General features: G+C 43.5%; 6 protein-coding genes. 1 reads left to right on the top strand and 5 read right to left on the bottom strand.

Features of this window, described 5'->3' with window-relative positions:
• Positions 1–14: 14 nt before the first annotated feature.
• The 3 genes from ACYVGO_RS30990 to ACYVGO_RS30980 all read right to left on the bottom strand — a co-directional run bounded on the left by ACYVGO_RS30990 (position 15) and on the right by ACYVGO_RS30980 (position 7975).
• Positions 15–1397, bottom strand: a complete 1383-nt coding sequence (locus tag ACYVGO_RS30990; protein ID WP_142774618.1) for a metallophosphoesterase family protein — start codon at positions 1395–1397, stop codon at positions 15–17.
• Between the two features lie 554 nt (positions 1398–1951).
• On the bottom strand, positions 1952–3823 hold the full coding sequence (locus ACYVGO_RS30985) for a vWA domain-containing protein (protein WP_460972628.1): 1872 nt from the start codon (positions 3821–3823) through the stop codon (positions 1952–1954).
• A 228-nt stretch (positions 3824–4051) separates the two neighbouring features.
• Complete coding sequence (locus ACYVGO_RS30980; protein WP_460972627.1) at positions 4052–7975, bottom strand: sensor histidine kinase; 3924 nt, start codon at positions 7973–7975, stop codon at positions 4052–4054.
• A 712-nt stretch (positions 7976–8687) separates the two neighbouring features.
• Here ACYVGO_RS30980 and ACYVGO_RS30975 point away from each other — a divergent pair.
• Positions 8688–8864, top strand: coding sequence for a hypothetical protein (locus ACYVGO_RS30975; protein WP_460972626.1), 177 nt, complete (start codon positions 8688–8690; stop codon positions 8862–8864).
• A 290-nt stretch (positions 8865–9154) separates the two neighbouring features.
• On the opposite strand, the gene ACYVGO_RS30970 is transcribed toward ACYVGO_RS30975, so the two are convergent.
• Together ACYVGO_RS30970 and ACYVGO_RS30965 are read right to left on the bottom strand one after the other, a co-directional pair.
• Positions 9155–12898, bottom strand: a complete 3744-nt coding sequence (locus ACYVGO_RS30970; protein WP_460972625.1) for a PAS domain S-box protein — start codon at positions 12896–12898, stop codon at positions 9155–9157.
• Positions 12899–13077: 179 nt separating this feature from the next.
• Positions 13078–13500 (bottom strand): response regulator, encoded by a 423-nt coding sequence (locus ACYVGO_RS30965; protein ID WP_460972624.1) that lies wholly within the window; start codon positions 13498–13500, stop codon positions 13078–13080.
• Between the last annotated feature and the right edge of the window lie 352 nt (positions 13501–13852).

Raw genomic sequence — 13852 nt, 5'->3', positions numbered from 1 at the left:
TGCTGGCCAGTCGATTAAGACGACCAGGCAAGCGTGCCATCCTGATAATACCACGTCTCCTTAACGGTATCCTGGCCAAATTCCAATAGCGCAAACCCATTCTTGATCCGCAATGCATTACGAGGATCTGTATCGCCAAGGGGCGAATTCGTATAAAAGGAGATATTCGCATTCGTATCGTACCAGGAGGCATGCCCAATTGGAATAGCGGAATTACCCTGGCACCTGCACTTCACGGACCCAGCCGCTGACTTTTCTGAATACACAATACCATTATGCACATGCCCCCAGTACCAGTAGTCTGGGTTTTTCCCCAGGGCTGATACTACATTATTCCACAGGTTATTCTGGATCGTTCCGGTTTCGTTTATTGGATTATGGTGAGTGAAAATCATGATTTTTTTTCCACTAGTCCCCGCGTCCTTCAACAGTTTTTTCTGGGCCGGATCGGTTATTGCCCCGTCCAGGTACATATTACGTTGAGGGGCATTATAAGCAGAGTCGAGTCCCAGAATCAGCCAGTTCCCAAAGCTAACGCTGAAAAACGTCGAGCTACCCTGCGCCTGAAATAAGGGTGTACTGGCTGGATTGAGGGCAATGTTGAACAGACCATGTCCTCCATAATACATTTCATGATTTGAATTTAGGGTAAAATTTCCCAGGGGTGCTTTATACGTCCAGCTATCTACCAGCCTAAGATGCTCTTCAACATCCATTCCGGAGTAATACACATCGCCAAGGTGAACGGCCATATCCGGAGCCTTTTTTTGAATCTGCTGCATTACCAGTTGCGAAGGACTGGCGGCTAAATTCCCATCCAGATAAGGCCCGGTTCCCCAATCGCCAAACAGCGCCATCCGTAAGGGAGTTGGGCGAGTGACCTGAATTGTTTTCCCGACTGGATTAAACGGTACGATCTTTCGTATACCTAGTTTAAGCGATAAAAAATTGAGCAGAGAAAGCGCCCAGCCTGGATCGATAAGTGCGTAGCGGGCCGTTGACACCAACGTACCATCGCCCTTTAGTACGCCCGCGCTGTCTAACTGGATTAACCAACGCTTCCATTGAGCTGAGGTTATCCTGCTGGTGGGCATACCCCCTATACTAGTCAAAATCAACTTAATGCCCTGGAGACTAGATTGAATCAGAGGTGGAACATTAGGCATCATTCCATTTAGGAAATAAAGGCACCACCCAAACTCTATATTTCCGGAGGCATCGGGTTCAGGCGGTGTTGGGCCATCCATCAATTGAATAAGCTGGCGTTCACTATCTTTCAGGAACGACCAGATTGAGGGGTCGAATCCCAGCCCTAAATTCAGGCCCAGAGCCTGGGCAAGATTGAGCTGGTTACGCTGATCTTCTAAATTAATGGCGAATTTTTCTGTAAATACCATGATACGATACGAAGGTTAAGGAGCGAACTGGACAAATCGGATTTAGCGAGAAACAATCGTGTACGTGAAATTTTGAGACGCTGCCATTCGGCAATAATTTACTATATAGCCAACGGATACCTTACGCATGTACCCGACTGTATATGGCCTTATCCGCTGGGCAACGACTTATCCCTGCCGTTTATTCAGCACACATACTACGGTAAATCAGTCAGTTACCACTAGTCTAGTGGTACGTTTAAATCACTCAGGAAATCCCTATTTCCTTTAACCAGATATGCTAAAAATTACAAGTACTGGTCTATAAAACCGGCTTCAGCGGTATTGTTAATGGATCAGCAAAGTATGGTTTTACCTATATAAAAATCAGCGCTCAGAAAAGAACGATACAGAATACGAGGGGCCTATTTGAACTGCTCACCCCTGTAGGTAGCAAGCCGCCTGGATGACATACAGATGTGTATAAAACACAAAAACGACCCGACCACCGATTAGGTTAACGGGTCGTTATGACGGATAGTCTTCCAATTTTAGTTTCTATTTTTTGTCAAGTACTAGTCGTTTTTCTCTTCGTCGACTACCTCGCCTGATGACGTTAACCCGGAGGCCGTCTTGACTAATCGCACAAATTCGCTCCGGTACCCTTCTGAATCGTCAGTAAGGGCTCCCTTTGCCAGTTTAACCACCTGCCCATAGCGCGCTGATCCTTTGTAAGCGGATTCGCTCAATAGTAAGCCAAATTCGGCGACGGCAGCCGCAAATCGGAAATCAGCCGTAGCCCGGTCAAATGAAACAGTCTGCGTTTTAACTACGTGTTGAAGTTGCTGACTAACAGAATCGGCAGGTTGTTTATACCGGACTTTAAGCGTTAGCAATTCGCCCGATTGTGTAGACGCTTTGGTATCAACAAATGTCTGGTATTTTAACGAGTCTGTTTTCGGAAGATATTTGCTTTTAGCACCGGCTGGAATCAGTTCGTAGAGGGCTGTAACACTGTGGCCCGCCCCCAGGTCACCCGCGTCTTTTTGATCGTTTTTAAAATCTTCGTTAGCTAACCGTCGATTTTCATACCCCAACAAACGATAGGCTTTCACATAGGTTGGATTAAACTCCAGTTGTAGTTTTACATCTTTGGCTACCGTAAAAAGAGTACCCCCAAATTCATGAATGAATACTTTTCGTGCCTCAGGAAGATTATCAATGTAGGCATAGTTACCGTTTCCTTTATCGGCCAGCGTTTCCAGATTAGCATCTTTTAGATTCCCCATTCCAAAGCCCAAAACGCTTAGAAAAATACCTTTTTCCCGCTCCTGTTCGATGAGTCGCTGTAGCTCACCTTGCCCCGAAATGCCTACGTTGAAATCGCCATCGGTAGCCAGAATAACCCGGTTATTGCCGTTGCTTATCAAATTATCCATAGCCACTTTATAAGCGAGTTGAATACCCGCCCCGCCCGCCGTAGAGCCACCTGCCTGTAATTGGTTGATGGCATCTTTAATGCGCTGGGGTTGATTGCCAGGCGTTGGTGGCAACACTAACCCAGCCGCTCCGGCATAAACAACAATAGCCACTCGATCTACAGGACGAAGTTGATCGACGAGTAGATTGAGGGAAGCTTGTACCAGAGGTAGTTTATTGGGGGCATCCATCGAACCTGATACATCAAGCAGGAATACCAGATTTGATGGGGGAAGCTGGTCATTTTTAACACGACGGGCCTGTAGCCCAACCCGAAGTAGTTGCAGCCCTGAATTCCACGGGGATTCGGTCAGTTCGGTTATTATAGACACCGGCGCTTCACCGGCCGGTTGTGGATATTGGTAGCTGAAGTAGTTGATCATCTCCTCCAGCCGAACGGCATCTTTAGGAGGGCGTTGGCCGTTGTTAAGCAGCCGGCGGATGTTACTGTACGAAGCACGATCTACATCGGCCGAGAAGGTTGTAACGGGCTGTTGACGAACCTCCTGAAAACCCGTTTCCTCAGTGGCTTTGTAGCTTTCTGTTGAGGGAGTAGACTGGGGGCGGTATAATCTGGGTTGAGAACCAATCGTGGCAACGCTACCCGTGATACTTCGTTTGGCTTGTGTCTTATACCCGGTCACAACGACTTCGCTTAAGGCCTGAGCATCGGGAGCCAGTGCTACGTCAATCGTTTGCCGATTACCAATGGCAACCTCCTGCGTTCGGTAGCCAACAAAACTGAATACCAACTGCGTAGCGCCTGTAGGGACTTCTATGGAGTAATTGCCTTTTACGTCCGTAGTAGTTCCTTTGTTCATGCCTTTAATCCCTACGGCCACGCCTGGTAATGGGCTGTGCGAGGTTTGTTCGGTTACGATTCCCGTAATAGTTCGTACCTGAGTGGATTGGGCCTTAGTACTGGTGATTAACCCCAGTAGTAGCCAGCATACAACGAAATTTTTCATGATCTATGGAATTTAGGATAGCTTACTTCTCCGAAAACGCACTGCCACTATCTACCTGGATACGTTTTGGCTGTGATAAATTTACCATTTCCTATTGATTCATCACAGCCGCACGAGCGAACTTGTTCAATCGAATACAAAGGCATTGGAAACAGGCCATTAAAAGCGCTAAGCTTTTAAAGAAGGAAGTCCTGGTCAGGTGAAATTTACCGATACGACAAGCTAAAATCAGGGTACGAGTGAAAAGGTAACCTTGAAGGTTGTTCCTATTCCTTCTGTACTGTCCACCTCAATACGGCCATTCTGCAAGGCTATATATTCCTGACAGATAGCCAAACCAAGTCCTGTTCCCTGGAAGGTATTGGCATTACTAGCCCTGAAGAATTTACCAAATAAGTTAGGCATGTCTTTTTTAGGTATGCCAATTCCTTCATCTTTAATAAAAATGCAGACTAGTTTCTTTTGAAAAGAAAGGTTTAGGGTCGGATTTTTTGTCGAAAATTTAAAGGCATTAGCCAGAAGATTAGTAAGAATATGCTCCATCAGTTTTTTATCGATCAGGATGTCTACCGGATTGCCATTGACTATAAAGTCTACAAAACGATTATCCAGCCGATCGCCAAAGTAAGATTTTACAATAGTTTCACAAAGGCTCACCAAATTTGTCAATTCCGGATGAAATGCTATTTTACCTTCATCTATCTTGCTGATTGTTAGTGTATCCGCTATTAGATCGTTGAGTAGAAAAACTTTTTGATAAATATTTTCAATATGTTTATTAATTACGGGTTTCGAAGATAGTTCGTCTATTTTATCAATATAATGTTTTACCAATTCTACACTTGAACTAATGGTGGCTAATGGCGTTCTGAACTCATGCGATGCGGTTGTTATAAATTGAGATTTAAGTACATTTAAATTTCGTTCTTTTTTTAATGATTCGTTCAGAATTAATTCTTTTTCAATAGTCGTAGTAATATCTGTAGCAACTCCGATTCGGCGAGTTACGATGTTATTTTCATTTTTGACAGTAAATAGTCGAACACCTAAATGACGAATACTTCCGTCCTGATGCCTGGCCCGGAACTGAAAGTCCAAGTCTGGATCTTTATGCAGAAAGAAATCCATCACTTTCTGCCGGTCTTCTTCCAGGATAAAATGTAAAAACAGAAATGGGTTTTCGTACAAGAGCTGGCGATTTTGCCCGCTGAATTTTTCGTAAGCCAGATTCATATAAATAAATCTGGGCTCATTAATGTCTCGGATCCAAAATATCTCGTCCACATTTTCTGCAATATCACGAAACCGCTGCTCACTTTCTAAAAGAGCTACCTCTGCTTCTTTACGGCCTGTAATATCTGTCAGCGTTCCGGCTATTCCCGTAATTTGATTGTCCTGATCCTGTGTTACCTGAGCAAACACTTCGATCCACCGATACCCCCCATCTTTATGAATATATCGAATAACATGCTCGCAATACTTTTTTTTACGAGCCAGCAGCAGCTCACATAATTCCTGATTATGCGCCCGATCATCTGGAAATACGAAATCCAGAAACGGTTTACCCAGTGATTCACTGACACCGAAGCCCATTACCTCCTGCCAGGCAGGGTTTAAATAAATCCAATGGCCTTCTGTGTCGATTTGAAAGACAACCTCTTTAAGGTGATTAACCAACGAGCGATATTGTGTTTCGCTTTCTTTCAGGGCCTGATCCGCTCGTTTCGTGGCTGTTTGATCGCGAATTACCCCAATTATACGGTCCGTTCTTCCTGGTTCATTTTGAAGAACTAAACCGTCCGCTTTTACATAATGGATCGACTTACTTTTAGGTAAAATAACTCTAAATTCAACATCTAGCGGGGTTTGTTCTTTAATGGCTTGTTGTATATGTTGATAAAGCAATGGTAAATCGTCGGGGTGAACCAGGCGCTCAAAATCACTCATTCGATTGCCTTCAAGCTTTTTGGCCATGCCGAACAGGGTGAAAAAATTCGTATCAAGTACAAGCTCGTTCGTACCTAAATTCCACTCCCAAATGCCCAGTTTACCAGCTAAAGTTGCCAGTTGAATACGCTGATTGGCCTGTTTCAGCTCCTGTTCAATAGCTTTTAGCGTAGATATATCTGTGGCTAAATCAACAAAGCCGATCAGCTTACCCTGGTCATTATAGAGCCCGCTGGAAGTTGACAGTACCCGTATACGTTTACCCTCTTTAGTTAAAAGGGTATTCTCTCGCTGTAGAAAATCATTCTCTCGTAAATAAGCCGCAATTAGCTCTTCCCCATTCAGGGATGAGTTGTCCATTCCGGGCTTCAACTGATCGATTTGCTGTTGATGGATTTCGGGGTCCCTAAGCGCGCCAAGGGTTACTTTCCCGATCAATTCATCGGCTTTGTAGCCGATGAGGGCTTCAAGAGCCGGATTAACAAGCTGGATGACGCCAGTTGTATCACTCACCGCAATGGCCAGACCGGCGTACTTCAGAATAGCCCGCTGCATGGCAGAAAGCTGTTGAATTTCGGCAGTTCGATCGGCTACCCGCTTTTCTAAACCAATGTTTGTTTGTCGAAGCTGTTCCTCAATCTGTTTAAGGTGCGTGATATCATTTATGGTCAGTAACAGGTTGTCTCCAACCCAAACCAGTGAGAAATCACCCCAGAAGTCGCCAGCAGGCAGTTTGTCCATAAATTGGAAACGTTGGGTTTTTCCCGATTCTGCCCGTCTGACTAATTTATCGAATAGCCCATTTTTGAGAACATGCGGGAACAGACTAATATAGGATTGCCCAACTAGTTCTTCCTGGCTTAACCCCGTAATGGCTGCACTTACCGGATTGATTAATAAATATGTAAAATCGACAATGGATCCATTTCTGCGGATTGGCTGCCACAGGGCTAATCCAGCAGGAATATTATCGATTACAGCCTGTAAAAACTGGTTATTTTCGTTTAGTTTATCGGCCTGCCTGGTTAGCTGTAGATTTACCTCTTCCTGGAATAATAATATGGATAACTGATCGGCAACCTCACGGGCTATAAATACAGATTCCTGGGTAAAAAAATCAGGCGATTTGTCAAGCAACACCAGTATCCCAACGTATTGATGTTGAGCAAACAGCGGAATTGCCAAAAAAGAACGATGACCCCATTTGTAAGGGTTAAAATCGGCGGGAAAGCCAGTAGGTTGTAACTTATTTAACAGAACCTCCTGGCCGTTTGACAGTGTATCATAGTAAAGATATTTAGCCAGAACACGGATTCTTGGCAATGACTCCCATTTCCCTTTCCGCATTCTATTTTCTGCGTATGCAAACTGGCCATCCTGATCAATACGAAAAACAATTCCCATTTCACAGGGAATCATTTCATGCATGTATTTCAATGCAATCTGATCAGGCTGTTCATCCAATAAACTACTTCTCTTCAGAGCTTTACTAATTCGGTTTATCCCCTCAAGCCGATCGTTCGTGCGTTGCAGGAGTTGTTCACGGCTAACCCGCTCCGTAGTCGTTACAATCAAGCCAGAAAAAGTAGTCAATAAGTCAATGTCATTTTTATCCCAGTGCCGCTGTTTTCGAACCGTATCAAACCCAATATAGCCAACGAGTTTATTGTCGAACATCATAGGCACGACCAGTAATGATTGAATGTCCTGTGCCCTCAGACTCTCTTTCTCAGGAGCGGCACTGGTCGGTAAATCATCAAGTGATGTTATCAGAATAATTTCCTCGTTTGCAATTTTCTGATGCCACCAGGGGAAGCGATTCGTGGGTACATGTTGAAATTGTTTCTGGAATGGCTCGATGCCTTCAGCACACCATTCGTAGGCACAATTCATAAAATAACCATCTATCGAGTAATTAAAGAGATAGGCTCGATCTGCACCAGTATATACACCGATCAGGCCCAATGACTTAGTAATATAGGCATCTAGCTTAGCAGGTTTGATATTAATTAAACGGCTGGATATTTCTGAAATAATAGATTCAAGCTGTAGTCTGCGCTGTAAATTATTTTCATTCTTCTTTTTGGCTGTATTATCCTGTAAATAGATAATACAGCGTTCATTAATTCGATTAATTGAACTCGTTATCCAGTTTCCGTTTTTTGGCTCGTAGGATTCTACAGAAAAAGGTATACCCGTTTCCATTACAGTACAGGCTGGATTCAAAAGTGATTTCAAGTAAGGCGATTCGTCCAAGAAAAGAGCTTTTTTTCTGGACGAATCAATAGAAAGTAAGGCTGAGGCAAATGGATTACAATAGGTAATAATTAAATTTACAATAGCATTGTTATCATCTATCAGGGGAGTACATACGATAATGCCAACTGGCAAATTCTCAAAATCCGTTATGGACAATGTAGATACTACCAACCCCTTCTTTACCTTTGCGTTTTTGTGTGTGGATTTATGCATCGAATTCTTTTTAGGCATGGCGGTTTCTCAATTCTACTCACATTTGTATTCCAATCGTATAAATGAAAATCATATATGTAGTTAAATTTATTTGATCAGGAAATTTGTTTTGTTTCCCAATCCGCTAGTTATAATTGATAATTTATTTGCTTGTGCCTGAAGGAAAAATTAATACAGGTTGCGGCAACAGAAGTCGAGAATAACAACTACTCACTCCTTAATCCATATTTTTTCACCAAGACAACCTAGCCATGGAAAATTAATTTGTGCTGATTTAGGGGCAATCAGGTCGGAGGACAAGAACTGAGTTAGGCCACTAAAGATATATGCAAATCATATGTTAAACAAATAGCAATATAGTTAACATATGATTTAATCCAGGCCAAATGGAGGGCTTTATATGTATTGCCAAGTAAAGTCAACTGACAATAGGACAACTAGCTATATGACAGCTATACCTAATTACAAAACAGGTGATAACGAAAACACAGAAGCTACCCTCAATTCGCTAGATCAGTGTGGAAACCTGCCACTTGCCATCCTGAATGGCTTTATGAAGTTTATCCGCGAAACGTCCACCGCCAGTCGACAAGCGGCTAACCCTGACCTGATCAACCTTTGAGGAAAGGTCTACGCAAGAGCAGCATCCAGCTTTATTGAGCCTATACCCCCGCTTGGTGCTAAATGGGTAGGATTATAACGGGTTATTTTAACTGAGGATGACAAACTAGTCTTAATCAATGATCGATGGACACGCTGGTCTCGCTTTCCGATAGACTTCCCATTGCCCGCCGACCCTGATTTAACGTTAAAATCTTTTTTACAATCGATAATCCCAGGCAAAACCCCTGCTGTTCATACTGATTGCGACCAAATTGTTTGTAGGGAGTTACCTGATCGAAATACCCGGCTTTAAAAACCTTGCTTACTTGGTAAGTTGATTGTACAGATAGTTCCTACTTTTTCCTGACTCTGTACGTTGAGATTGCCACCGTGGAGTTCCACAAATTGACGGGCAATAACCAGTCCCAGGCCTGTACCCGGTATACCAATTGTATTACTAGCCCGGAAGAACGGTTGAAACAGCGTAGAAAGCGCTCGTTCTGGTATACCAATCCCTTTGTCAATTATCTGTAAAACAAGGCTTTTATCCGTAAACGAGATGCTCAGACAGGGGTCTTCGGTTGAAAACTTAAAGGCATTTGACAGTAGATTGACAATAGCATGACTAATCAATTTATCATCCAGATAAACCTCGTGGGGCATTCCCTCCCATACTAATCGAACACAACGTGAACTCCCCGGTTGACTAAAATGAGCGGTAATAATCTCTTCGCAAAGCAACACAACATTAACCCATTGAGGAGTAAAGCTGACTTTCCCCGACTCGATTTTGCCAATTGTCAAAATGTCGGTAAGCAGTCGACTAAATTTGTCTATTTCTTTTTCAATTACAGCCAGGTGCTTTTGAATGGAGCCCCGTGATTTAGCAGCCGGCATGGCCAGATATAGCTTTATCAATTCGACGCTGGACTGGATTGTTGTCAGCGGGGTACGAAACTCGTGGGAGGCTGTGGCGACAAACTGTGATTTGAGTTCGTTCAGCTCCTGCTCCCGAATTAGCGATTGCTGAAGAACAAACTCTTTTTCTTTCTGGCTGGTCACCTCACTAACAATACCGATGTGGCGGAGTACTTTCCCCGCTTCATCGCGAATGATAAAACTGCGGGCTAGTAACCAGCGCAGGGCTTCGCCTTTTGGCTGTATCCTATAGTATAATTCACTTTCTATACCGGCTTTATAGTGATCAATGAAGGTCAATACAGCAGGTTTGTCTTCTGGTAACACAGTAACCATAAACGCCAATGGATCCTGTTGTAATTCCTGAAAAGTTATGTTCCACACGCGCTGGCAGGCCGGGTTGATATAAATTAACTTGAAAGGGTCGGCCGAATGAATCCAGAAAACTTCATCTACATTTTCGGCAAACTCCCGAAACCGCTGTTCACTTTCCCGAAGGGCCGCTTCGGCCAATTTTCGTTCCGTCACATCCCAGACAACCCCCACGCCCCTAACTAATTTACCTTGTTCATCCCTGATTAATAGCCCATTGGTTTCAAAGTAGCGAATCGTTTCATCAGTCTGTCGTATAACCCGAATAACATCCGAGATCTTCCCTCCGGATAGATCTCGGTTAAAGCGTTCCGCAAACGCGGGTAGATCTTCGGGATGGATCAATTTTGAAAATTCCTGAAAGTTCCAGTTATCCTGGCGCGGTTCCAGCCCATGTAATTCCCATAAGCGCTCATCCCAAATCAGGCTTCCCTTCTCTACATCCTCCTCCCAAATTCCCTGACCAGCCGCCTGAGTAGCCAGTTGAAGCCGCTGGTTTAAATTTCGCAACTGATTTTCAGCCTCTTGCCGATCGGTAATATCCCTGGCCGACCCATACACAACGTTGTTAATACCGATGGCATTCCACTCAATGATTCGGTAGTTACCATCCTTTCTACGCATCCGGCTGATCTGGTTGCGAACCGGACGCTGAAGAATATCTACGAGTAAATTCTTGTAGACATCTTTCTGCTCATCAGGATGAATCAGATTCAGAAACGGGATAGCCGTGAGTTCGGCGGCCGAATAGCCCAGCGTTACCTGAAAAGCCCGATTGACCTTCGATATATTTCCCTGACTGTCGGAGATGCAATGCATATCCAGAGCCCCTTCAAAAAAGGTATTTAATTCCTGATTTTTTTGGCTGAGTTTCACTTCGGCTGTTTTTAGCGCCGAGATGTCCGTCGAGATTCCAACATAACCAATAACAACACCCTGACCATTTTCTAATGCGCTGGCCGCTAATAGGATTGGGATCTTCCGTCCTGTTTTCGTGAGGGCACAACATTCAGTATACAAATAACCTTGCGTAGCGAGTGCCTCCATGAACCTATTGGGAGGTGGAGGAAACTGCACACTAGACTGATAAACAATACACGGGACCGAATCCTCGGGGGAGGGAAGTTCAAGGTGAATACACTGACCAATTAGTTCATCGACCCGGTAGCCTAGTAAGTTTTCACTAGCCTGGTTGGCCGTTTGGATTACCCCATGGATATCTGTCGAGATAATAGCCTGGCCAGCATGCCGCAAAATGGCCTGGTGCAAGGTCGACAAACGCCTGATTTCGCTGGTACGCTCCTCTACCCGTTGTTCCAGTTCCTCGGTGTATTGAGCAAGCTGTTCATCCAACTTTTGCTGCTGAAGAACAATAGCGAATGGACCAGCCAGTTCCTCAGCAATTTGACGATAGTCATCTGTAAAGAAATAAGGATTAACTGAGACCAGAGTTAAAACGCCAATACATTCTTTCTGGCTGTATAACGGTATGGTAACTAATGAGTGCGCCCCCGCTTCATAGATAAGCAACCCAGGCACAATCCCTAAATTATAGGCCCGTAAATCAGGATAATATTTTGATTGATAGGGAACCTGAGTTCCCTGAAACTGCTCATAGAAATACTGTGCCGGCATAATAAACTGGGGGTTCATATCCAGCTCTCCTTCAACAATCCGGAATTTGGCGGTTGACAGTCCCGTGTTTTCATCGATTTGGAATAACGTTATTCGATCACAAGGGACCATGAAATTTATATATTTCATGGAGGTGACCACAGGCGATTGATCCGCTAAACGATAACTTAATAATGTCTGGTCAATTGCATGTAAGCTTTCCAGACGCTGGCTGGTACGCTGGATCATGGCTTCCTGCTGTATACGTTGAAGCACACTGGCAATCAACGTACTGAATGTCTCCAGCAACAAAATGTCATTCTGATCCCATTGCTGCGGATGCCCGATTGTGTAAAAAGCGATAAACCCAAACGTTTTTCTGTCCTGAATTAGCGGAAGATTAATGACCGAATAAATCGACATGGCCTTAAACAGGGCCTCCTCCTCTATTGCATGTTGGGGAAGCTTGTTGACTTCCAGGCGAATTGTTTTCCCTTGCTCTAACTCCTGATGTGCCCATTCGAAACTGGTAATAGGCGCATTTTTTAGTTTATCTTTCAAGGACAAAATACCAGGCGCACACCACTCATGGACACAGCTCCCTCGTGTATAGCCATCCGAATACATGAAAATAGACGCCCGCTCGGCGTTTATGTGGGTACTGATCTGTTCCAGCGCTTCTTCGATATATCCATCAACGTCAGTAGCCTTAATAGTCAGTAGCTTACTTGACACCCGTGATATAATAGATTCCATCGCCAGCCGTCGCTGTAAGGTAATCTCCGTTCTTTTTTGTGCGCTTACATCCTGAATGTTCACCAGAAGCTGGTCGTCTATCCGGCTTAGGCTAACCTTGAGCCACATATCTTCCCCTTCTATAGCATGGCATGTAAGCAATTGTTGGGCTTCTCCTGTCTGGATAACCGTTACGGCAGGGTCAAAAAAACTGTTCTCCTGACCGGGTTGAAAGACCCATTTAACCGGCTTATCAATTAATTCTTCCTGTGTTCGCCGGAACATGTGGGCGAATGCATCATTAACCATCTGATACCGAAAATCGGTTACTTCTCCCAGGCTATTGCAGATAGGCTTCACAAAGGCAACCCCTTGTAAAGATGTGTAAAACCATCTTTGTAGTAGCTTATCCATTTCTAACGAGAAGGGTATCGCCCAGCAATTAATATCCTGATTATCAGTATTTTTTCAACAAAAAAAAAAAATCGACAGTGACTAGCTGGATAAGCGGCTTGAAAAACTAAAAAGGAGCATTTTTCCTGGCTGATCAGGCCGTTGATAAACAGGATAGAATACATAGGAAACCAACAGATTTAATTGTCACTATATGTAAGGTTGACATTTAAATAATTAGCTGACAAACGTCTAGCACTTTTTCGGTGACCATTATATTTGTCAAGGAAAGCTGTACAATCCAGATCGGTATACTGGGTACTATCTACGGTTTTGGCTGATGCATTGTAGGCAATAATTGGGATTGACTTCCAGGCTGTATCTCTTTTGAGCAAAAGCAGTACTTCATAGCCTGTCAGGATGGACAGTTGTAAGTTCAATAAAATCAAGTCAGGAAGTCGGTTGTCCAGGCGGTGGGTAAGTTGAGTGAGCAGTTGAGTGCCATCGTTAAAAAATCGCACGTTACAATTTTCCGGTTGATCAGCAAGAATAAGCTTAAGCAGATAGTGTTCCTGCTGTCCATCATCAACCACATAAATCAGAGAGTTTTGATAATTATTCATACGGCAGATAGTAATTATTCCGTTAAATTTAATTCTCCACAAAAAATTTTTTAACTAAATCAACCTATATGCGCTACAAGTTCATAAAATTTGGTAGCTAGCTAGTTAAAAAATAGTACACAAAAATGCTTATTTTTTTAGCTAGTTAACTGTTTTATTTACCACCATAAAGCATCTGTATTTTTTTAAGTACTATGTATAAAATTTAATGTATTCCCAAAAAAAAGGCGATTTTTCCATAACAAATTAGAGTAGGCAATCAACTTTTACGACTAACGTATTAGCATAAATCAAGCCATTAGTAAGTCAGGAAGTGCCAAACAATAATTTACTTGCCAATAAAAAGCAATGA

The sequence above is a fragment of the Spirosoma migulaei genome, from assembly GCF_054776855.1.
The sequence above is the reverse complement of the archived record's forward strand: the minus strand, read 5'-3'. Positions and strand labels throughout refer to the sequence as shown.